Below are 20,983 nucleotides of genomic sequence, written 5' to 3'. Positions count from 1 at the left end.
CGTAGCGAACCGCTACGAAGGGTGAGAGGCCGCCGCAAGGCGGTAATGGGAGTTTGCCTAATGGGTGCTAAGGCCGGCAGCGCTCATGAACAGGCGCATCAGCCAAGCGAATATCCCCAAGGTCACGACGCTGCCCGTCCAGATCACCGCCAACCAACCCAAGCGTTGCCAGAGCGGTTTGTTTTCGGCGTTAACGGTTTCTTTAACAGCCATTTCACACCCTCCATTCAAACCCTAGTGGTAGCCGTCTTCGTGGGTCACCTTGCCGCGAAACACGTAGTAGCTCCAGAAGGTGTAACCCAGAATGAACGGGATGATGAACAAGGTGCCGACCAGCATGAAGCCCTGGCTTTGTGGTGGAGCAGCAGCATCCCAAATAGAGATCGATGGCGGGATGATGTTCGGCCACAGGCTGATACCCAGCCCGCTGTAGCCCAGGAAAATCAACACCAGGGTCAGCAGGAACGGGGTGTAGTGGGCATTACGCGCCACTGCCTTGAGCAGGCCATAGAGGGTGACCAGCACCAGGATCGGTACCGGCAGGAACCAGAACAGATTCGGCAGGCTGAACCAGCGCGTGGCGATGTCCGGGTGCGCAAGCGGCGTCCACAGGCTGACGATGCCGGTCACCGCCAGAAGCACCAACGCCAACGGCCGCGCCAGATCGTGCATCTGCTTCTGCAACTTGCCTTCGGTTTTCATGATCAGCCAGGTACAGCCCAGCAGGGTGTAGGCGACTACCAAGCCAACGCCACAGAACAGGCTGAACGGGCTCAACCAGTCCAGGCTACCACCGGCGTAGGAACGGTCGACCACCTTGAAGCCTTCAATGAAGGCACCCAACGCGACCCCCTGGAAGAAGGTGGCCGCAAGCGAGCCACCAATGAACGCCTTGTCCCAGATGTGACGCTTGTCGGCCTTGGCCTTGAAACGGAACTCGAAGGCCACGCCACGGAAGATCAGCCCGACCAGCATCAGCATCAACGGCAGGTACAGCGCTGACAGCACCACGGCATAGGCCAGCGGGAAGGCGCCAAACAATGCCGCGCCGCCCAACACCAGCCAGGTTTCGTTACCGTCCCAGACCGGCGCAACAGTGTTCATCATCACGTCGCGGTCACGGTCGTCCTTGATGAAGGGGAAGAGCATGCCAATCCCCAGATCGAAACCATCCATGATCACGTACATCATGATCCCGAAGATGATGATCACGGCCCAGATCAGCGGTAGATCGATACCCATGATTCAGTTCCCCTTGTTCAGGCTGAGGTTTTCGCCGTCGTGGTTATCGTCACCCGCAGCAGACAGCGGCCGTGCCGGAGTGCGTTGCTGACCAGGACCGCCAGTGCTGACTTCCTTGCCTTCGTCAGTTTTCGGCCCCTTTCGCACCAGGCGCATCATGTAGCCCAAACCTGCTCCGAACAGCGCGAAATACACCACCACGAACATCACCAGCGTCACGCCCAACTGGGTGTAACTATGATTCGAGGCTCCGTCGGCAGTACGCATCAGGCCATAGACCACCCACGGCTGACGACCGACTTCAGTGGTGAACCACCCGGCGAGTACTGCGATCAAACCGGACGGGCCCATCCACAGGGTAAAGTAGAGGAATGGCCGCGAACTGTAGAGGCTGCCACGCAGGCGCAACCAGACACTCCATAGGCCGACCGCAATCATCAGCATGCCGAGGCCGACCATGATCCGGAACGACCAGAAGACCACAGTCGAGTTCGGCCTGTCTTCAGGGGCAAACTCCTTCATCGCCGGCACTTGTTTATCCAGGCTGTGGGTCAGGATCAGGCTGCCCAGTGCCGGGATCTCCAGTTTGAAATGGGTAGTCTCGGCCTTCATGTCGGGGATGCCGAACAGAATCAACGGGGTCGGCTCGTCTCCGACGTTTTCCCAGTGCCCTTCAATAGCTGCAATTTTCACCGGCTGGTGCTTGAGGGTGTTCAATCCATGGAAATCGCCGATAACCGCTTGAACCGGCGCGACGATCAAGGCCATCCACATGGCCATCGATAGCATCTTGCGGATCGCCGGGTTGTCGCGCCCACGCAGTAGATGCCAGGCCGCCGACGCACCGACAAAGAATGCCGTCGCGACAAACGCCGCGGTCGCCATGTGCGCCAGACGATAAGGGAAGGATGGGTTGAAGATGACAGCCAGCCAATCCACCGGAATCACTCGACCATCAATGATCTCGTAACCCTGAGGGGTCTGCATCCAGCTGTTCGAGGCAAGGATCCAGAAGGTCGAGACCAAGGTGCCAAGGGCGACCATGAGGGTGGAGAAAAAGTGCAGACCGCGGCCTACACGGTTCCAGCCGAAGAGCATGACGCCAAGGAAACCGGCCTCAAGGAAGAAGGCGGTCAATACCTCGTAGGTCAGCAAAGGCCCAGTGACGGCCCCGGCGAAATCGGAGAAACGGCTCCAGTTGGTGCCGAACTGGTACGCCATGACCAGGCCGGATACCACACCCATACCGAAGTTCACGGCGAAGATCTTCGACCAGAAGTGATACAGGTCGCGGTAAACGCTGTTGTTAGTCTTGAGCCACAGGCCTTCGAGCACCGCCAGGTAGCTCGCCAGGCCAATGGTGATGGCCGGGAACAGGATATGGAACGAGACGGTAAACGCGAACTGGATTCGGGCGAGATCGAGTGCCTCCAAACCGAACATAGTGCTTCCTCTGTCAGGTAATCTGGCGCGCGGCGAATGCCTTTGCGCCAACTGCCCCCACGGCTATTGAGTGCCACACATTGGAGTTGTTCTGGAAACAGCAATCGTAGGGATTTACGGCCACGGGGCCGATTCGTTGCATCTGCAACTATTGACGCAGATCAACGTATGAAAAACAGAATAGTCCCGAACGCCTGCGCAGGTTATGTGGTCGATTGCCGCGTGACCGGTTGCCTCACCCCCTTTACGAGGTAGCTGTTTGGTGCGCTAACCGCCCACTCTTGGGCTTTCTTGCAACCTCTTGTTACATGCAGTGCTACGCTGGCCGCCTTCTCCTTGCTCAGGCCCGTTTGCGCTCATGTCTGCCCAAGCTCCGTTACTGCTCCGTCAACACCGCCCCTTCCTGGCTTTCTGGTTCGCTCGGGTGTTCACTGCCAGCGGCTTTCAAATGCTCACCGTGGCCATCGGTTGGCACCTTTATCAATTGACCGGCAGCGTGCTTGACCTCGGCCTGGTCGGCCTGGTGGAGTTTGCCCCCAGGGTGCTGTTCATGCTGCACACCGGGCATGTCGCCGACCGCTACGACCGGCGTCGTGTCGCCGCCTTCTGCCAGGCTGCTCAGGCCCTGATCGCCCTGACGCTGGTGGTCGGTAGCAGCACAGGCACGATCAGCCGCGAGCTGATTTTCCTGCTGGCCTTTCTGCTCGGCAGCGCACGCTCGTTTGAAATGCCGGCAACCCAGGCGCTGCTGCCAAATGTGGTGCCCGCACAGTTGTTCCCCCGCGCAGTGGCGGCATCGGCCTCAGCGATGCAGTCGGCAACCATCGTCGCACCGGCACTGGGCGGTTTTCTCTACGCCTTCGGCAGTGTCTGGGTGTACGGGCCTACCGTGCTGCTGTACGTGATCGCATGTGCCCTGAGCCTTGGTCTGAGCGCCCAGCAAAGCCCCTTGACGCAGGGTCGCGCCAGCCTGGAGTCACTGCTGGCCGGTGTCCGCTTCATTCGCAGCCGCCCGGACATTCTCGGCGCCATCTCATTAGACCTGTTTGCTGTACTGCTGGGCGGTGCCACCGCGCTGTTGCCCGTGTTCGCCAAGGACATTCTGCTCACCGGCCCCTGGGGCCTGGGCTTGTTGCGCTCCGCCCCCGCCGTTGGCGCCTTGCTGATGTCGCTGTGGTTGGCACGGTTTCCGGTCGAGCGTCAGGTCGGTCGCATCATGTTCACTGCCGTCGGGGTATTTGGCGTGGCGACCATCGCCTTCGGCCTGTCCACATCGTTCTGGCTCTCACTGGCGGTGTTGGCCGTACTGGGTGCCGCCGACATGATCAGCATGGTGATTCACGGAGCGTTCGTACAACTGGAAACCCCGGATGAAATGCGTGGGCGGGTCAGCGCCGTCAATGGCCTGTTCATTGGCGCTTCAAACCAGCTCGGCGAGTTTGAGTCGGGGCTGACAGCGCACTGGTTTGGGACGGTGCCTGCGGTGGTCATGGGCGGTGTTGGAACACTGCTGGTGACCGGGCTGTGGATAAAACTGTTCCCAAGCCTGGCCAGCCGCGATCACTTGCACACGGTCAAACCCTTATAGACAACGCCACGCCTTCCTGCGGATACCATGCCAGCGCCCAAGATGGGCGTATCTGCATTACTCCTCGTCGATCATGCTGGTATGATGCGCGGCTTTTTCCCGACCCAAGGAAAATACACAGCCTCCCGGTATGGTCTGTGCTTTGCTAGTTGGGTCGATCATTCACGGCGCCAGCGCGCGCCACGGGAGCAGGCATGCTGGAAAGGCTGTTTCAACTAAAAGCACACAACACCAACGTGCGCACCGAAATCCTGGCGGGCGTCACCACGTTCCTGGCGATGGCCTACATTCTGTTCGTCAACCCCAGCATCCTCGGCGAAACCGGCATGGACAAAGGCGCGGTCTTCGTCGCCACCTGCCTGGCTGCCGCCATCGGCTCGACCGTCATGGGCGTGATCGCCAACTACCCGATCGCGCTGGCACCAGGGATGGGCCTGAACGCCTTCTTTACCTACACCGTCGTCCTGAACATGGGCCACACCTGGCAAGTCGCGCTGGGGGCAGTGTTCATTTCCGCCGTGTTGTTCTTTCTGCTGTCGATTTTTCGTATCCGCGAATGGATCGTCAACAGCATCCCGCTGCCGCTGCGCTCGGCCATTGCCGCCGGTATCGGTCTGTTCCTGGCACTGATCGCCCTGCACAACGCTGGCATCGTGGTCGCCCACAAGGCAACCGTGGTCGGCCTGGGCGACCTGAAGCAACCCGCACCGATACTCGCCACCCTGGGCTTCTTTCTGATCGTTGCACTGGAAGCACTGAAGGTGCGTGGTGCCGTACTGATCGGCATTCTCGCCGTCACCCTGGCCTCCATCACGCTGGGCTTCAGCGAGTTCGGTGGGGTAATGTCGATGCCACCGTCACTGGCGCCAACCTTCCTGCAGCTGGATATCAAGGGTGCCCTGGACATTGGCCTGATCAGCGTGATCTTTGCCTTCCTGTTCGTCGACCTGTTCGACAATTCGGGCACCCTGATTGGCGTTGCCAAACGTGCTGGCCTGATGGGCAAGGACGGCCACATGCCGAAGATGGGGCGCGCCCTGATCGCCGACAGTACTGCAGCCATGGCCGGTTCGCTGCTGGGTACCTCGACCACCACCAGCTACATTGAGTCGGCCGCTGGTGTCAGCGCCGGTGGACGTACCGGGCTGACAGCAGTCGTGGTCGCCGTGCTGTTCCTGCTGGCGCTGTTCTTTGCACCGTTGGCCGGCAGCGTGCCCGCCTATGCTACGGCGCCGGCGCTGCTGTTCGTCGCCGTACTGATGGCCTCGGGCCTGGCCGAAATAAACTGGGACGACATCACTGAAGCCGCACCCGTGGTCATTACGGCCCTGGCGATGCCGCTGACCTACTCGATTGCCAACGGCATCGCCTTTGGTTTCATTTCCTGGACGGTCATCAAGCTGATCTCTGGCCGTGGCCGCGAGGTCAATTCGGCGCTGGTGATCCTGTCGATTCTGTTCGTCATCAAACTGGGCTGGTTCAACGCATGAGTGCTGTCCTCGATCCTGCAACTTACAGCCAACAATTGGACGCCAAGGTCGCTCGCCTGCGCGAGCTGCTGGCGCCTTTCGCAGCACCTGAACCGGCCGTCTTCGACTCACCGCGCGAGCACTATCGCCTGCGTGCCGAGTTCCGCCTCTGGCGTGAAAACGAGCAGCGCTTCTATGCAATGTTCGCCCCTGGCGAAAAGCACACGCCGATCCTGATCGAAGACTTCCCGATCGCCAGCCTGCGTATCAACGAACTGATGCCCAAGCTCAAAGCCGCCTGGCAAGCCAGCTCGGCCTTGAGCTTCAAACTGTTCCAGGTGGAGTTCCTCACCACCCTGGCCGGTGACGCGATGATTACCCTGTGCTATCACCGGCCATTGGACGAGCACTGGGAGGCTGCAGCGCGGCAGTTGGCCAGCGACCTGAATGCAAGCATCATCGGTCGCTCCAAGGGCAAGCGTGTGGTGATCGGCCGCGACTATGCGGTCGAAGAGCTGCAGGTGGCTGGACGCAGTTTCCGCTACCGTCAGCCCGAAGGCGCGTTCACCCAACCCAACGGCACGGTCAACCAGAAGATGCTGAACTGGGCCTATGACGCGCTGGGTGAGCGCCAGGACGACCTGCTGGAGCTGTACTGCGGCAACGGTAACTTCACCTTGCCGCTCGCTACCCGGGTTCGCAAGGTACTGGCCACCGAGATTAGCAAGACGTCAGTCAATGCCGCCCTGCACAACCTCGATGACAACGCTGTGGATAACGTACGCCTGGTGCGCCTGTCCGCCGAAGAACTGACTGAAGCGCTCAATGATGTGCGCCCCTTCCGCCGCCTGGAAGGGATCGACCTGAAGAGCTACCAGTTTGGCAGCGTCTTCGTCGATCCACCGCGTGCGGGCATGGACCCGGATACCTGTGAGCTGACACGACGTTTCGACAACATCCTGTACATCTCCTGCAACCCGGAGACCCTCGCGGCCAACATCGCCCAGTTGCACGACACACACCGTATCGAGCGCTGTGCATTGTTCGACCAGTTCCCCTACACCCACCACATGGAAAGCGGGGTGTTGTTGGTACGACGTTGATCGACAGCCATCCTGATGGCAAGAGGGTCAGGGGGTGTACCGCAACAAGGGCACCCATTGATCCTCGTCAGCCAGCCCGCCATGGTGGCCCAACCACTGGCTGGCGTGCTTCTCCACCTGACTGCGAATGATCCCCCCATGCCCACGGGGTATCACGATCAGGTCGCCAATACGGGCTTCGGCCCCGCTCAGCACCACGTCACCGAACAGACTCTGCTTGATTGCCTGGGCCTTGCTCAGCACCGTATAGGCGTCGCCGAGGCGCTCTTGCCAGCGTGCCAACACCCGGTCCAGCTGATGCTCCGCCACGTAGACATGACGCGCCCGTATATCCCCAGCCACGGCATGTACGCCTTGCTGCAGGGTTGCATCCTCATCGAAATCGACCACCCGTGCGCTGTCCAGCCGAACCATGCCATGGTCCGCGATGACCTTCAGATCGGCACCCGCGGGCAGGTACAGGGCAATCGACTGGGCCAATTGGTCAGCAATCTCCAGCTGTTTGAGCCACGGCTCGGAGCCCGGCCCATACACGTGCCCAGCAAAATCCAGGTCACCGAAGTAAGCGAAACACAAGGCCGGACGCTCTGCCTCGAGGGCCTTGCGCACCAATGCCGGATAAGCCTCGTATGCCACTGCCGGAAGAATCTCGCCAGCACGGTAGATCGCTCTGGAAAAGTCCGATGTGGCGTAGCGACCAAGCATCAATGTACTGATGGCGATCCCCTGCTCTGCCGCCTTTGACCAGGCCATGCGCTGAACGATGAAATCGTCGGGCGCAGGTACAGGGCTGCATGCGCCCTCCCCCTGCAGCGCCGAACTGCTCCAGGTCAGCGGAGAGAGCGCCGTCTGCGCATCAAGGGCAAAACTGCAACCCACGATTCCGTGGGCGCCACTGGCCAGGCCCGAAGTGATAGAGGCCAGGCTGGTCGCGGTAGTCGCAGGAAAGCCGACGCGAAAACACCCGTCAGGGCGCATCAACGCAGCGAGAAATGGTGCTCGGTGCGCATGCTCGTGCAGCAAGTGCCACCCCAGACCGTCGATCAACAACAGGCAGGTTGCCGAAGCCGCCTCCAACCTGAAGGTGTTGTTGAACGCCCTCCCCCCCAATGACGCCAGAATCGACTGGGTGAGGTGAGCAAGCCCCGGCCAGGTCGCCTCCAGTGACGGCCTCTCTTCCCTCTGCACCGCCATATTTCCCTCCGTGGTCAGGTTGTTAAACAACAGGTTTAGCACACCCTGTTCGATCAGCGAACAGAAAAAGCGCCAACCCGGCTCTCGCCAATTGACCAAATTAACCAGTTAGTACAATTTGCTCGAGACAGCGTTTCCTCACTCAAGAACAACAACGGAGCCCACCGATGAGTCGTACCATCCTGGTCCTCAATGGTCCCAACCTCAACCTGTTAGGCACCCGAGAGCCGGCTACCTATGGCCGCGAAACCCTGGCTGATGTGTCCGCCCTGTGCAGCCGCAGTGCCGCCCAACTGGGGCTGGAAGTCGATTTTCGCCAAACCAACCATGAAGGCGAACTACTCGACTGGATTCACCAGGCCCGTGGTCGATATGCGGCCATCGTGATCAATCCGGCAGCCTGGACCCACACGTCAGTCGCCATCCGCGACGCCTTGGTAGCCGTGGAGCTTCCGGTTATCGAAGTACACATTTCCAACGTGCATGCCCGTGAGTCGTTCCGCCATCACAGCTATGTCTCGTCCATTGCTGTTGCCGTGCTCTGCGGTTTCGGCATCAACGGCTACCGCCTGGCCCTGGAGCATCTCGCTCACTGGCTGTCGACTCAGGAGCACTCGGCATGAACCGTAAACCCAGCGTTCTCGCCGGCCTGATCGGCGCCGGCATCCAGGCTTCACGCACCCCTGCACTGCATGAGCATGAAGGAGCGGCACAAGGCCTGAACTACCTCTATCGCCTGATCGACCTTGACGTCTTGAAGCTCGACAGCAGTGCCCTGGAAGAACTGCTGACAGCCGCCGAGCACATGGGCTTCACCGGGCTGAACATCACCTTCCCGTGCAAACAGGCCATCTTGCCGCTGCTCGACGAACTGTCGCCAGAGGCACGGGGCATTGGCGCGGTCAACACCGTGCTGCTCAAGGACGGTAAACGCATCGGCCACAACACCGACTGCCTGGGCTTTGCCGAAGGGTTTCGCCGTGGCCTCACAGGTGTACAGCGTCGGCTGGTGGTGCAGATGGGTGCTGGCGGCGCTGGCGCCGCAGTGGCTCATGCCTTGCTGGGCGAAGGCGTTGCGCAACTGGTCATCTTCGATGTCGAGGCCGCTCGAGCCCAGGCGCTGGTGGATAACCTCAACCAGCATTTCCCCGGAGCTCCCGCTCGTGTTGGGCATGACCTGGAAGCGGCAATGGCAGAGGCCGACGGCCTGGTCAACACCACGCCGATGGGCATGGCCAAACTACCCGGCATGCCGGTGCCCAAAGCGCTGCTGCGCAGCAACCTGTGGGTAGCTGAAATCGTGTATTTCCCACTGGAGACCGATTTACTTCGCGAAGCTCGAGCGCTGGGCTGCCAGACACTGAACGGCGGAACGATGGCCGTGTTTCAGGCGGTCAAGGCGTTTGAGCTGTTCAGCGGCGTACCGGCCGATGCCCAGCGGATGATCGAGCACTTCAGCAGTTTTCAGAACTGATCCGTGTAGCCGCTGCCAACCGGCAGCGGCACCTGGCTCATGCCTGCAGGTAGCGCAGCACCGACTCGCAAATCATTTCGCGGTGGCGCGCCTTCACTGCGCTGTCCTCGAAATCGACCTGGAAAATCTCACCGAACGTATGTCGGTTCGAGACCCGATAGAAACAGAACGAACTGATCAACAAATGCACGTCCAGGGCTTCCAGGCCTTGGCGGAAAAGCCCTTCAGCAGCACCGCGGCGCAGAATCTCATCCAGCGCCATCAGCACCGTCTTGTTCATCGAGCTGATGGCCGATGAGCGTTTGACGTAGTCACCGTGGTGCATGTTTTCGTTACAGACGATTCGCACAAAGTCGACATTGCGGTCGTGGTGATCGAAGGTGAACTCGACCAACCGACGAATGCCCTGACGCGGCTCCAGCTCTGCCAGGTGCAAACTGCTTTCCGTGCTGCGAATGTCGCCGTAGAGCTTTTCCAGCACTTCGATGTACAACTGCTCCTTGCTGCTGAAGTAGTAGTAGATCATGCGCTTCGAGGTATGCGTGCGCTCGGCAATCGCATCGACCCTGGCCCCTGCGAGCCCCTGCTGGACAAACTCGCAGATTGCCGCCTGAAGAATGCTCTCCCGCGTCTTTTCAGGGTTGTTCTTGCGGCTTCTGCGCACCGCCTCGGTAGGGGCGGCGCAAAGTGCTGGGGTTGTCGTCATACGGGACTCATGGCCATCTGTGAACATCGTGATTATGAGGCCCGCATGCCTGAGAAGGAAGTCGAAGCCTGTTCCCCTAAAGTTTAACTTGTGCCTGGCTGCCGCTGCGTGCCTTGGCCATCGCCGCCAAACGCACCGCTACGTTGGCCGCACCGTAGCCACTGTATCCGTTGCGTCGTTGCAGCACTTCGAAGAAGAAACGCTCTTCAAATGGCTGGGTGTACACGTGAAACAGTTCACCGCCCTGGGCATCACGGTCGTACAGCACGTTGTAATAGGCCAGTTCACTGAGGAACTCGTCATCGAAGTCGAAGCGTGCGGCCAGATCGTCGTAATAGTTGAGCGGGATGTCGAGCAGGGCAACACCGGCTTCCTTGGCCTGCTTCACTGCGGCAAAGATGTCATCACAATCGAACGCAATGTGATGCACGCCCGAACCACGGTAATGCGACAGGGCATGGGAGATCGCGGTATTACGGTTCTCCGAGATGTTCAAGGGCAAGCGGATCGAAGTGCAACGGCTGCGCAGCGCACGGCTCTTGACCAGGCCGTAAGGGTCGGGCAGCACGACCTCGTCATCGGCACTGAAGTCCAGCAGGCTCTTGTAAAACAGCGCCCAACTGTCCAGGCCATCGGCCGGCAACGCCAGCGCCATGTGATCGATACGGGTCAGGCCCAGGGACGTGGCAGGTTGCTGCACCAGGCTGAAATCAGTGTCGTAGATAGTCCGCCCTTCGGCATCCTGGTCGACCAGATAGATCAGGCTGCCATCGGGCGCACGCACCGCCGCCAACTCGCGCTCGTTGGGGCCTACGAGGCCGCGGTAAGGCTGCCCGTGATACGCCACCGCCCGTGCCAGCGCTTGCGTGCTGTCTTTTACTCGAATGGCCGTAGCGCAGAGCGAAGGCCCATGGCTCTCGAAAAAGTTGTGCGCAAAGGAGTAAGGCTCGGCATTGAGGATCAGGTTGATATCGCCCTGACGCAGCAGGCTGACATTCTTCGAACGGTGTTCACCGGCCTTGGTAAACCCAAGGCGCTCCAGCCAATGCGAGAGTTTGGCGCCCAGTGCGTCATCCACCGCGAACTCAAGAAACTCGATGCCGTCGTAGGCACTGGCCGCTGGCGGCGTGAACAGCAGGTTGTCATCCGGCAACGGGCCAGACTGCTCAAGCAACAGCCGCGTCTTCTCTTCCAGGTACAACAGCGAACGCAAGCCATCGGCCGCATTGGCCCGTGGCGGCGCAGCCCGGAAGCCATCGTTGAAGATCTCCAGCGACAGCGGACCGCGATACCCTGTCGAAAGAATCGGAGCAAGAAACCCCGGCAAATCAAATTCACCTTGCCCAGGGAAGCAGCGGAAATGACGGCTCCACTCCAGCACATCCATGGCCAGGATTGGCGCGTCGGCCATCTGCACGAAGAAAATCTTCTCGCCCGGCACCTGCGCAATACCCCGTGGGTCGCCCTTGAGCGACAGGGTATGGAAACTGTCGAGAATCATCCCCAGGCTGGCATGATCGGCCTCCCTGACGATATCCCAGACTTGCTCCCAGGTATTGACGTGGCGGCCCCAGGCCAGCGCCTCATAGCCGATACGCAGGCCACGAGCCCCCGCACGTTCGGCCAGCAGCCGCAGGTCATCGACCAGTATCTGCCGCTCGCCCAACGAGTCACTGGCAACGTTACTGCAGACCAGCACCAGGTCGGTGCCCAGTTCCTGCATCAGGTCGAACTTGCGCTCGGCCCTGTCCAGGTTGCGCGCCAGGCGATCGCGGCGGCACCCTTCAAAGTCCCGAAACGGCTGGAACAGCGTGATCGCGAGCCCCAAATCAGCGCATCGCTGACGAATCTCGCGAGGGCTGCCGGCGTAATAGAGCAGGTCATTTTCGAATATTTCGACGCCATCGAAACCGGCGGCGGCAATCGCTTCAAGTTTTTCCGGCAGGGTACCGCTCAAGGATACGGTGGCAATCGAACGCTGCATTTTCTGGCTCCGATAGGCAGGCATGGCGCAATGAACGAATTATTGGCAACCCACTTTAGCAGCTCAACACAAAAGGTACGAACTAGTTAGTTTTGTGTTCGATTATCGAACAAATTAGCATTCGACGAATTGACCCATTTTCGGGCAGTAGCGCACCATTTCGTCACGGGGCAGTCGTGCTCAAAAAGCCAAAAGCTTCTCGACCACTGCCAATCAATCGACCGCCGCGTACTTCGGCGACCGCCGCGCGTCACCCAATACCCTGGCTTGACCATAAACATAAAAAATACGGGTAACCCACAATGATCCACACACAAAGCTCCCGTTCGGCCCAGCCTCTGGGCAACACCCCGCATGCTGGTATCGGCGACAAGATTCGTGGCGCCATGGCCGTGGGCAAGACCCGCTGGTACATGCTCGCCCTCGTGTTCTTCGCCACCACACTGAACTACATCGACCGCGCCGCACTCGGTGTCATGCAGCCCATCCTGGCCAAGGAAATGAGCTGGACAGCGATGGACTACGCCAACATCAACTTCTGGTTCCAGGTGGGCTACGCCATCGGTTTCGTCCTGCAAGGACGGCTGATTGACCGGGTCGGCGTCAAGCGTGTGTTCTTCTGCGCCGTACTCCTCTGGAGTATCGCGACAGGCGCACATGGCCTGGCGACCTCTGCTGTCGGCTTCATGGTCTGCCGGTTCATCCTCGGCCTGACCGAGGCGGCCAACTACCCGGCCTGCGTCAAGACCACACGCCTGTGGTTCCCGGCTGGCGAACGCGCCGTTGCTACCGGCATCTTCAATGCCGGCACCAACGTGGGGGCAATGCTCACGCCGATGCTACTGCCACTGATCCTGAGCGTCTGGGGTTGGCAGGCTGCATTTATCGCGATGGCCATGCTCGGGCTGGTCTGGGTGACATTCTGGGCGCTGAAGTACTTCAACCCGGAAAACCACCCGACAGTCAGCCAAGCCGAACTGGCCTACATCCAGAATGCTACCGAGCCTGAACAAGCCCGCGTGCCGTTCTCTCGTATCCTGCGCATGCGTGGCACCTGGGCCTTTGCCCTGGCCTACTCTCTGACCGCGCCAGTGTTCTGGTTCTATCTGTACTGGCTGCCACCGTTTCTCAATCAGCAGTACAGCCTGGGCATCAACGTGACCCAAATGGGTATCCCGTTGATCGTGATTTACCTGAGTGCCGACTTCGGCAGTGTCGGTGGCGGCATCCTGTCTTCGTTCCTGATTGGTCGCGGCATGGCCCCGATCAAGGCGCGGCTGCTCTCGATGCTGCTGTTCGCCGGCACCATCGTCAGCGTGATCTTCGCCGCGGGCGCCAGCAGCCTGTGGGTCGCGGTACTGGCCATCTCCCTGGCCATCGCCGCACACCAGGCCTGGACGGCCAACATCTGGAGCCTGGTGATGGACTACACACCGAAGCACATGATGAGCACGGTGTTCGGCTTCGGCGGCATGTGTGCAGCCATCGGCGGCATGTTCATGACGCAGTTGGTGGGCTACGTTCTGACCGTCACCCAAAACAACTACACCGTACTGTTCACCATGATCCCCGCCATGTACTTCTGCGCCCTGCTGTGGATGTACTTCATGGCGCCACGCAAGATCCCTACCGTCACTGACTAAGGGCATCTAGGGTTTGCGCTGCAACCACGCAGCGCACAGCCCGCTCAGGCATATCAGTGCAATCCCCACCAGCCCGGCCTTGTCCGGGCTGTGTCCGAACAGAACAAACCCCAATACGCCCGCAAATACCACCTGGCAGTAGCTGAACGGAGCCAGCATGGCCGGTGCTGCATGCCTGAACGCCTGGGTCAGGAACAGGTGCGCAATCATTCCGAACGCGCCAAGCACCACGGCCAGCGCAGCATGCTCCCAGGTTGGCGTGTGCCAGAAGAAAGGCACCAACGCACTCATCACCAACGTGTTCACGACACCGGTAAAGAAGTTACTGGCGCTAGGGCTGTCGACTTCACTGAGCTTGCGCGTCAGCAATTGATAGAAGCAAAAACCCAGCGCCGAACAGAACGGTAACAACACCGCAGGCGTAAACAGATTGCCTCCCGGATGAACGATCACCAGCACCCCGACAAAACTGACCAGAACGGCCAGCCATTGCCCTCGGGAAACCTGCTCCCCCAGCAGCGGCACAGACAGCGCCGTCACCAACAAAGGGGCCAGGAAGTTCACCGCAGTCGCTTCGGCCAACGGGATGAACTGCAATGCCGTGGTGAACAGCAGGCTGGTCGCCAGCAGACACAGCGCCCGTAGCGCCTGCAGCGCAGGCCGACGCGTGCGCAACAGGCGCAGCCCCGACTGCGGCAGGAAAATGGCCATCATCAACAGGGTATGAACCAGGTAGCGAGCCCACACGACCCATAGAATCGGGTAAAACCCTGAAAGGTACTTCGACAAAGCATCGTGACTGGCGAACAGAAACGTCGCCACCACAATCAAAACAATACCTTTCAACGGCCGAGTGACATCACCTAATGCAGCGGGACGGGTCATCAACAATGCTCGCAGGTCAACGGAGGCTCAACACCTGAAGGGTCTTTTCCAGCGCCAGCGTTGCACGCTCTAGAGCACTGACGCCCTGCTCAAGCAACTGCCGTGTAGGGATTTCCAGGCTCAGCGGCAGGTCACAGGGCAAGCAGCGCAACAACCCTTGCAGATCGCAATCGCCATCGCCCGGAAAGCGCCGCTCGTTACGCGCCTGACGCAGGATTTCAGCCATATCGTCAGGGCGCGGCCCCGCCACGTCACACAACTGGGCATAGCGCATGCGTGAACGCGGCAGTTGTCGAAGCGCTTCCAGTGACGACCCCGAGCGATCGAAGTGGAAGGCGTCAATCAGCACGCAACCATTGTCGCGCCCAGCGCTCTCGACAATGCGCCGCGCCTGGGTAAGGTTCTTCGCATCAGTCCACGGCATGAATTCCAGATGGGGGTGCAGGCCATAGCGAGCGGCAAGGTCACACAGGGCGGCGAAGTTATCGGTCTGGCGCTGCTCATCGGGATCGTTACCGGCCACCAGCAGCTCCGTGGCGCCAAACTCGGCGCCGACGCTCAGCAAGGCTTCAAAATCCCCGACACGGGTATCGGGTTTGAGCCGCAGGATTTCCACATCCAGCACCTTGATACCGGTGTCACGCAGGCGTGCAGCGGTCTGACGACGCAGCTCGGCGTCACGCACCAAGGGGAAATGGTGCTCTTCTGGCGTGGCGGGCTCCAGGCGCAAGCCAACATGGCTGTAACCGGCCCGGGCGGCCACTTCAACCATCTGCACCGGGGACAACTCCAGCACCGTCAAGGCCGCCAGCGACATAACACGTTGATTCATGATGACTCCTTCAAGGCTTAAAGACAGGCAGGGGCGCAGGCGCGACCAGTACGCGCAGCCTCGCGAATGGCTTCGATCAGTGCCAGCGTACGCCCAGCATCAGCCGCACTGACCAGCGGCTGAACCTGGCCACGAGCGACCTGGATAAAGTGCAGCAGTTGCAGGCGCAGGGCCTCATCGGCAGTGAACGGCTCCTGCACCTGCAGCAGCGGTTGATGCCAACCCTCCCCGGCTTCGGCGTAGTGCCAGCGCTTAAGCTGAGGAATGCTCAGGGCACCCGCGGTACCTGCCAACAGGTAGCAGGGTTGATCGGCCTGACGCGAGTAGACCGGGTTCTCGCCACTGTCGAGCTCCCAGCTCCAGGGCGCGGCCACGGCATCAGAGCCGGTCAGGCTGCCCAGCGCGCCGTTATCGAACTGGAGCAACACCGCCGCGCAGTCCTCATTGCCAAAGCCGCGTACCGCGTTGCTGGTGATCGCCTGCACCTGGCGAACCTCGCCACACAAGTAACGCAACAGGTCGAGGTCGTGGATCAAGTTGGTCAGCAACATCCCCGCGCCAGCCTCGCGCCGCCACGGGATATCGAAGTAGCTGTCTGGCTTGCGCAACTGCCAGAGCGCGGTGACGGTGGTCAAACGCCCTAAAACGCCACGCGATATCACTTCATGGGCGCGGGCAATCAAGGGATTGTGTCGACGGTGGTGCCCAACCAGAACCGGCACCCCGGTAGCCTTCGAGGCCGCGACCAGTTCGCGCACTTCCCCTAGCTGCACACCCACCGGTTTCTCCAGTAACACAGGCACCCCTGCCGCCAGGCAGTCGAGTGCCGTACTCACATGCAGCGCGTTCGGGTTGGCGACGATGACGGCCTCAGGCCGGGCGAGAGCGAGCATCTGCCGGTAATCGGCGTAGTACGCCACACCGCACTCGGCAGCAAACTCAGCCGCACTTTCATTCGGGTCGGCCACCGCGCACAGCTGTGCCTGGTCGAGTGTTCGTAAATGCTGATAGTGCTGGCGGCCCATGACCCCTGCCCCGATCAAGGCAATTCGCAATGGCTGATTCAAGCCCGAGCTCCTCGTGGTGAGTTGTTGTTATTCGCATTTTATTTAGAACTCAGTTCCACTTTTCTTGCAAGCAAAAAAAATGGCAGCCCTGAGGGCTGCCATTCGCTATGGCGCGGCAGAAACGCTAGAGGAACAACTCCGAAGCGGGGCAGGCTGCCGACAACTCTGCCGTCGCAGCCAGCAATGCAGGGGCCAGTTCATGCATACGCGCCTCACTCATACGGGCACTGGGCCCGGCGACGCTGAGCACCCCGACCACATGCCCGTCCAGCGGGTGACGCACCACTGCCGCCAGTGCCGAGGTGCCTACCGCAGAGCTCTCAACGACCCAGGCATAACCATGTTCACGGGCAATGCGCAGACGCTCGAGCAAATCGGCATTGGAAGCCGGGGCATTGGGGCCAAAGTCCTCCCGCTGGGCAATCCCTTGGCGCTCCACCAGCAGCAAGGCCTGCGCATCACTCAGGCTGGCCAGCCAGGCATGCCCGGAAGCGGTGTAAAACAATGGCGCATCCCGGCCCATATCGGGGTCATAACGCAACCCCGAGCGAGCCCCCTGAGCTTTGGCGATCCAGGTTTGGCGCTCGCCGTCGATCACTCCAAGACGCACCAGCTCACCCGTTTGCTGGGCCAATTGATCAAGGACGGGTTGAACCACATCGGCGCCAGCGCTGGAGAGGTAACGAAAACCCAAAGCGACCAGCTTGGTACTCAGCAGATAACGACTGTTTTCCGGGTTTTGCCGCACATACCCGAGGCGTATCAGCTCGGCCAACATGCGATGGGTAGCACTCTTGGGGATGTCCAGTTGCTCAGCCAGCGTTTGCATTGGCAGGCCGCGCGGGGCGCTGGTGAGGCTTTCGAGAAGGCTTAACGCACGTTCAATCTGACTGCCGGCCATGGTCACGGTCCCTAAAAATTTTGCCGATTCTAAAGAGCGTCGGCGAAAGCGCAAACCACTGTTCGATCTTCGCCCATTTTGCCCGCTTTGCACTTGGCGATATCGGACAGCAACCATAGAATATGGAATTGAGTTCCAAAAACAAAACTATTCGACCCTGAACGCGAGATCTCAAATGCCTGCCGACACCTCTTTGCACACCACGGTGGACTGCGATGTCCTGGTCATCGGTTCCGGTGCTGCCGGTTTATCCACCGCCGTGACAGCCGCCTGGCACGGTAAAAAGGTCATCGTGGTCGAGAAAGACCCGGTGTTCGGCGGCGCCACTGCCTGGTCCGGTGGCTGGATGTGGGTGCCCTGCAATCCACTGGCACAACGCGCCGGTATCATTGAAGACCGTTCACTGCCCCGTACCTACCTTGAGCACGAACTGGGCGAGCGCTTCGATCCCGTAATGATCGATGCGTTTCTGGAGGCCGCGCCTCACATGGTCTCGTTCTTCGAACGCCACACCGCCCTGCAGTTTTCCGATGGCAACGCTATCGCTGATATTCATGGCGACACTCCCGGTGCCGGAACGGGCGGACGTTCGGTTATCGCCGCCCCCTACAATGCTCGCGAAGTGGGCAAGTTGCTCAAACGCCTGCGCAAGACCATGCGCGAAACCTCGTTCATGGGCATGCCGATCATGGTCGGCAAAGACCTCGCGGCCTTCCTGACCCTGACCCGCTCCTGGCGCTCGCTGCTCCACGTGACCAAGCGCTTCAGCCGGCACCTGCTCGACCTGGCGCTCAACGGCAGGGCCATGCACCTGGTCAATGGTGTTGCACTGGTGGCCAGGCTGGCCAAGTCTGCCGAAGACCTCGGCGTACTGCTCTGGGAGTCGGCCCCGGCCAGCGAACTGATTCACGAAAACAACCGGGTGGCTGGCGCCGTCGTGCAAACACGCAACGGCCCCGTTAAGATCCGCGCGCGTCATGCGGTAGTGCTGGCGGCAGGCGGCTTCCCCAACGATATCGAACGTCGCAAGGCGTTGTTCCCGCGTACGCCCACCGGCAACGAACACCTGGCCTTGCCGCCACTGAGCGCCAACGGCGACGGCCTGCGCCTGGGCGAAAGCGTCGGCGGCCGGATGGCTGACGACCTGCTCAGCCCGGTCGCCTGGGCACCGGTCTCCAGGGTGCCATACATGGACGGCACGTTCGGTCACTTCCCGCACATCATCGAACGTGGCAAGCCAGGCATTATCGGTGTACTGGCGAACGGCAAGCGCTTCGTCAACGAAGCCGGCGGTTACTATGACTATGTCAGTGCCATGGTCGCTGCGGCGCCGGGTGAAGAGGTGGCCTCCTGGCTGATCTGCAGCCATGCCTTCCAGCGCCGTTATGGCCTGGGGATTTCCCGCCCGTTCCCACTGCCGGTCGAACCCTTCGTACGCTCCGGCTACCTGAAGAAAGGCGACACCCTTGAAGCGCTGGCCCAGGCTTGCGGTATCGACCCTCAGGGTTTGAGTACGACCGTAGAGCAATACAACCGCCATGCGCGCAACGGCGAAGACCCGTTGTTCGGCCGTGGCTCTACACCCTACAACCGCAAACAAGGGGATGCGTTGCATGGCCCCAATCCTTGCGTCGCGCCGATCGAGAAAGGCCCCTTCTATGCAGTTAAAGTCGAACCGGGCTGCTTCGGCACCTTCGCTGGCCTCAAGACCAACGAGCACGCCCAGGTGCTTGATGAGCAGCGCCAGCCCATTGCCGGGTTGTATGCGGTAGGTACCGACATGGCCAGCATCATGGGCGGCCACTACCCGGCCGGCGGCATCAATCTGGGACCGGCCGCGACCTTTGGTTACATCGCTGGACGCCACATTGCCGGCGCAACAGCCTACGAGTAATTCCACTACAAACCGCAGCCCATAAAGAAGCCCGCCAATTGGCGGGCTTCTTTATGGCGCTACAGGCTTAGAAGTCGAAGAACACCGTCTCGCCTTCACCCTGAATACGGATGTCGAAGCGGTAGGCCAGTTTACCGTCCACTTCACAACGCTTGGCAACCAGGGTCTCGCGACGCTGCGGCTGCTCGATCAGGTTGAGTACCGGGCACTTGGCGTTGGCCTCGGCTTCATCATCGAAGTACAAGCGGGTCTGCAAGTGGATATTGATACCACGGGCAAACAGGCTCACGTTGATGTGCGGCGCCATTGGCACACCGGCGGCATTCAGCGCGACACCCGGCTTGATGGTGTGCAGGTTCCACTCGCCCGCATCAAAGGTCGTGGCTGTGCGACCGAAGCTGTTGAATGGCTTTTCCAGGTTGAAATCTGGCTGATAGTGACCCTCATGGTCAGCCTGCCAGAACTCCAGGAACGAGTCGCGCACCAGATGGCCGTTGCCATCGTATACGTGACCAAACACCAGGATCTGTTGGCCTGGCGCATCGGCACGCGCCATACGGTTCCAGATTTCCTGAGGACGAGTCGGGTTACCGGCGGCCTCCAGTGCCAGGCCGATATGAACGTAAGGACCGGCGGTCTGCGAAGGGGTTTCCGGCAGCAGTTGAGTAGGCATGGCGGGGCTCCTTAGCAGTTTTCAAAGTGCGTCTTGCGCTGGCCGCGCAGCACGATGTCGAAACGATAGGCCAGGCAATCCATCGGGTTCGCGTTGGTCATGTCCAGGCGTGCGATCAGGCTCTGTACCGCTTCAGGATTGGCGATCGACTTGACGATCGGGCACATCGGAATCAGCGGATCACCTTCAAAGTACAACTGGGTAATCAACCGGGTAGCGATCGACGGGCCGCTGATAGAGAAGTGGATATGCGCCGGACGCCAGTCGTTCGGCCCGTTACGCCATGGGTAAGGACCGGGCTTGATCGTGCGGAAACTGTAGTAGCCATCACGGTCGGTCAAGGCTCGACCAACACCGCCGAAGTTAGGGTCCAGAGGCGCCAGGTAACGGTCGTTCTTGTGCCGATAACGGCCACCGGCGTTGGCCTGCCACATCTCCACCAGGGTATGCGGGATCGGCTTGCCGTACTGGTCACACACTCGACCGGAAACGATGATGCGCTCACCAACCGGCAGGCCGCCGTTGTTGAAGTTCAGCAACAGGTCATGGTCATGCTGACCAAACTGCAGGTGAGAGAAGTCTGGACCGGTGCTTTCGCTGATCGACTGAGGAATGCTCACCAGTGCCTGACGCGGCGACCGGGCAACAGAGGTCTTGTAGTCGGGGGTCAGGGCTTTCGGGTGCCAATTGCGATCACGGATAGCGAAGCGACTGTCGTCTGTGGCGGACATGCCGTTCTCCTTGTTATTGGATGTGGAAAAGCCCGGGAGGAGCAGGCGAGCACCCAGTGTCGGCCAAGACGGCTTCGACGGGAACTGAAAAGAACCATGGGAAACATAACCAATTGGTTATGTATAGCGCAGCGCGCTCACGTCGCCTAACCCA

Annotated in this window: 19 protein-coding genes; 7 read left to right on the top strand and 12 right to left on the bottom strand. The window is 60.4% G+C overall.

All coding sequences use genetic code 11. The annotated features are described in order from the left end of the window. Positions 1-57 precede the first annotated feature (57 nt). The 3 genes from CS390_RS03450 to CS390_RS03440 are packed head-to-tail and all read right to left on the bottom strand — an operon-like array spanning position 58 to position 2,685. Entirely contained in the window at positions 58-213 is a 156-nt protein-coding gene (locus CS390_RS03450) for a DUF2474 domain-containing protein (protein ID WP_099773485.1), read from the bottom strand. 21 nt (positions 214-234) lie between these two features. After that, positions 235-1,242: a cytochrome d ubiquinol oxidase subunit II gene (cydB, locus tag CS390_RS03445; protein ID WP_065759285.1), complete on the bottom strand. Its 1,008-nt coding sequence runs from the start codon at positions 1,240-1,242 to the stop codon at positions 235-237. A 3-nt stretch (positions 1,243-1,245) separates the two neighbouring features. Continuing rightward, on the bottom strand, positions 1,246-2,685 hold the full coding sequence (locus tag CS390_RS03440) for a cytochrome ubiquinol oxidase subunit I (RefSeq protein ID WP_099773484.1): 1,440 nt from the start codon (positions 2,683-2,685) through the stop codon (positions 1,246-1,248). 358 nt (positions 2,686-3,043) lie between these two features. Here CS390_RS03440 and CS390_RS03435 point away from each other — a divergent pair, with 358 nt between their 5' ends. The 3 genes from CS390_RS03435 (at position 3,044) to trmA (ending at position 6,845) form a co-directional block, all read left to right on the top strand. Next, positions 3,044-4,273 carry an MFS transporter gene (locus CS390_RS03435; RefSeq protein ID WP_099773483.1) on the top strand — a complete coding sequence of 410 codons (1,230 nt, stop codon included), beginning with the start codon at positions 3,044-3,046 and terminating at the stop codon, positions 4,271-4,273. 194 nt (positions 4,274-4,467) lie between these two features. Beyond that, positions 4,468-5,763, top strand: a complete 1,296-nt coding sequence (locus tag CS390_RS03430) for an NCS2 family permease (RefSeq protein ID WP_099773482.1) — start codon at positions 4,468-4,470, stop codon at positions 5,761-5,763. Beyond that, positions 5,760-6,845, top strand: coding sequence for a tRNA (uridine(54)-C5)-methyltransferase TrmA (gene trmA / locus CS390_RS03425; protein WP_065759288.1), 1,086 nt, complete (start codon positions 5,760-5,762; stop codon positions 6,843-6,845). Before CS390_RS03430 ends, trmA begins: the two co-directional genes overlap by 4 nt. Positions 6,846-6,872: 27 nt before the next feature. Here the strand turns inward: trmA and CS390_RS03420 are convergent, their stop codons facing one another. Next, the gene (locus tag CS390_RS03420; protein WP_099773481.1) at positions 6,873-8,039 is read right to left on the bottom strand and encodes an alkaline phosphatase family protein; all 1,167 of its coding nucleotides are present in this window, start codon (positions 8,037-8,039) and stop codon (positions 6,873-6,875) included. Positions 8,040-8,206: 167 nt separating this feature from the next. Here CS390_RS03420 and aroQ point away from each other — a divergent pair, with 167 nt between their 5' ends. Then, complete coding sequence (gene aroQ, locus CS390_RS03415; protein ID WP_099773480.1) at positions 8,207-8,662, top strand: type II 3-dehydroquinate dehydratase; 456 nt, start codon at positions 8,207-8,209, stop codon at positions 8,660-8,662. Further along, complete coding sequence (locus tag CS390_RS03410; RefSeq protein WP_065759291.1) at positions 8,659-9,513, top strand: shikimate dehydrogenase; 855 nt, start codon at positions 8,659-8,661, stop codon at positions 9,511-9,513. The genes aroQ and CS390_RS03410 overlap by 4 nt, the downstream gene beginning before the upstream one ends. A gap of 37 nt (positions 9,514-9,550) precedes the next feature. Here the strand turns inward: CS390_RS03410 and CS390_RS03405 are convergent, their stop codons facing one another. Beyond that, positions 9,551-10,219 (bottom strand): TetR/AcrR family transcriptional regulator, encoded by a 669-nt coding sequence (locus CS390_RS03405; RefSeq protein WP_065759292.1) that lies wholly within the window; start codon positions 10,217-10,219, stop codon positions 9,551-9,553. 76 nt (positions 10,220-10,295) lie between these two features. Then, the gene (quiC, locus tag CS390_RS03400; protein ID WP_065759293.1) at positions 10,296-12,203 is read right to left on the bottom strand and encodes a 3-dehydroshikimate dehydratase QuiC; all 1,908 of its coding nucleotides are present in this window, start codon (positions 12,201-12,203) and stop codon (positions 10,296-10,298) included. 302 nt (positions 12,204-12,505) lie between these two features. Between quiC and CS390_RS03395 the strand changes: the two genes are divergently transcribed. Continuing rightward, a complete protein-coding gene (locus CS390_RS03395) occupies positions 12,506-13,846 on the top strand; it encodes an MFS transporter (protein WP_065759294.1) in 1,341 nt (446 codons plus the stop codon). Between the two features lie 6 nt (positions 13,847-13,852). Here the strand turns inward: CS390_RS03395 and CS390_RS03390 are convergent, their stop codons facing one another. The 4 genes from CS390_RS03390 to CS390_RS03375 form a co-directional block, all read right to left on the bottom strand. Continuing rightward, positions 13,853-14,731 carry a DMT family transporter gene (locus tag CS390_RS03390; protein ID WP_099773479.1) on the bottom strand — a complete coding sequence of 293 codons (879 nt, stop codon included), beginning with the start codon at positions 14,729-14,731 and terminating at the stop codon, positions 13,853-13,855. A gap of 16 nt (positions 14,732-14,747) precedes the next feature. Continuing rightward, entirely contained in the window at positions 14,748-15,563 is an 816-nt protein-coding gene (locus tag CS390_RS03385; protein ID WP_099773478.1) for a sugar phosphate isomerase/epimerase, read from the bottom strand. A 17-nt stretch (positions 15,564-15,580) separates the two neighbouring features. After that, positions 15,581-16,630, bottom strand: coding sequence for a Gfo/Idh/MocA family protein (locus CS390_RS03380; RefSeq protein ID WP_099773477.1), 1,050 nt, complete (start codon positions 16,628-16,630; stop codon positions 15,581-15,583). Positions 16,631-16,754: 124 nt separating this feature from the next. After that, a complete protein-coding gene (locus tag CS390_RS03375) occupies positions 16,755-17,531 on the bottom strand; it encodes an IclR family transcriptional regulator (RefSeq protein WP_065759298.1) in 777 nt (258 codons plus the stop codon). 175 nt (positions 17,532-17,706) lie between these two features. Between CS390_RS03375 and CS390_RS03370 the strand changes: the two genes are divergently transcribed. Continuing rightward, positions 17,707-19,425: an FAD-dependent oxidoreductase gene (locus tag CS390_RS03370; protein WP_099773476.1), complete on the top strand. Its 1,719-nt coding sequence runs from the start codon at positions 17,707-17,709 to the stop codon at positions 19,423-19,425. A 67-nt stretch (positions 19,426-19,492) separates the two neighbouring features. Here CS390_RS03370 and pcaG read toward each other — a convergent pair whose 3' ends face one another. Continuing rightward, positions 19,493-20,098 (bottom strand): protocatechuate 3,4-dioxygenase subunit alpha, encoded by a 606-nt coding sequence (gene pcaG / locus CS390_RS03365; protein ID WP_065759300.1) that lies wholly within the window; start codon positions 20,096-20,098, stop codon positions 19,493-19,495. A gap of 11 nt (positions 20,099-20,109) precedes the next feature. Continuing rightward, positions 20,110-20,829 carry a protocatechuate 3,4-dioxygenase subunit beta gene (pcaH, locus tag CS390_RS03360; RefSeq protein WP_065759301.1) on the bottom strand — a complete coding sequence of 240 codons (720 nt, stop codon included), beginning with the start codon at positions 20,827-20,829 and terminating at the stop codon, positions 20,110-20,112. Positions 20,830-20,983 lie beyond the last annotated feature (154 nt).

Source organism: Pseudomonas sp. HLS-6 (assembly GCF_002753995.1).
GTDB lineage: Bacteria > Pseudomonadota > Gammaproteobacteria > Pseudomonadales > Pseudomonadaceae > Aquipseudomonas > Aquipseudomonas defluvii.
The sequence above is the reverse complement of the archived record's forward strand: the minus strand, read 5'-3'. Positions and strand labels throughout refer to the sequence as shown.

Coding starts and splice junctions, on each gene's coding strand:
- CS390_RS03450 (WP_099773485.1), bottom strand. CDS start 213: ATGGCTGTTAAAGAAACCGTTAACGCCGAAAACAAACCGCTCTGGCAA.
- cydB (WP_065759285.1), bottom strand. CDS start 1,242: ATGGGTATCGATCTACCGCTGATCTGGGCCGTGATCATCATCTTCGGG.
- CS390_RS03440 (WP_099773484.1), bottom strand. CDS start 2,685: ATGTTCGGTTTGGAGGCACTCGATCTCGCCCGAATCCAGTTCGCGTTT.
- CS390_RS03435 (WP_099773483.1), top strand. CDS start 3,044: ATGTCTGCCCAAGCTCCGTTACTGCTCCGTCAACACCGCCCCTTCCTG.
- CS390_RS03430 (WP_099773482.1), top strand. CDS start 4,468: ATGCTGGAAAGGCTGTTTCAACTAAAAGCACACAACACCAACGTGCGC.
- trmA (WP_065759288.1), top strand. CDS start 5,760: ATGAGTGCTGTCCTCGATCCTGCAACTTACAGCCAACAATTGGACGCC.
- CS390_RS03420 (WP_099773481.1), bottom strand. CDS start 8,039: ATGGCGGTGCAGAGGGAAGAGAGGCCGTCACTGGAGGCGACCTGGCCG.
- aroQ (WP_099773480.1), top strand. CDS start 8,207: ATGAGTCGTACCATCCTGGTCCTCAATGGTCCCAACCTCAACCTGTTA.
- CS390_RS03410 (WP_065759291.1), top strand. CDS start 8,659: ATGAACCGTAAACCCAGCGTTCTCGCCGGCCTGATCGGCGCCGGCATC.
- CS390_RS03405 (WP_065759292.1), bottom strand. CDS start 10,219: ATGACGACAACCCCAGCACTTTGCGCCGCCCCTACCGAGGCGGTGCGC.
- quiC (WP_065759293.1), bottom strand. CDS start 12,203: ATGCAGCGTTCGATTGCCACCGTATCCTTGAGCGGTACCCTGCCGGAA.
- CS390_RS03395 (WP_065759294.1), top strand. CDS start 12,506: ATGATCCACACACAAAGCTCCCGTTCGGCCCAGCCTCTGGGCAACACC.
- CS390_RS03390 (WP_099773479.1), bottom strand. CDS start 14,731: ATGACCCGTCCCGCTGCATTAGGTGATGTCACTCGGCCGTTGAAAGGT.
- CS390_RS03385 (WP_099773478.1), bottom strand. CDS start 15,563: ATGAATCAACGTGTTATGTCGCTGGCGGCCTTGACGGTGCTGGAGTTG.
- CS390_RS03375 (WP_065759298.1), bottom strand. CDS start 17,531: ATGGCCGGCAGTCAGATTGAACGTGCGTTAAGCCTTCTCGAAAGCCTC.
- CS390_RS03370 (WP_099773476.1), top strand. CDS start 17,707: ATGCCTGCCGACACCTCTTTGCACACCACGGTGGACTGCGATGTCCTG.
- pcaG (WP_065759300.1), bottom strand. CDS start 20,098: ATGCCTACTCAACTGCTGCCGGAAACCCCTTCGCAGACCGCCGGTCCT.
- pcaH (WP_065759301.1), bottom strand. CDS start 20,829: ATGTCCGCCACAGACGACAGTCGCTTCGCTATCCGTGATCGCAATTGG.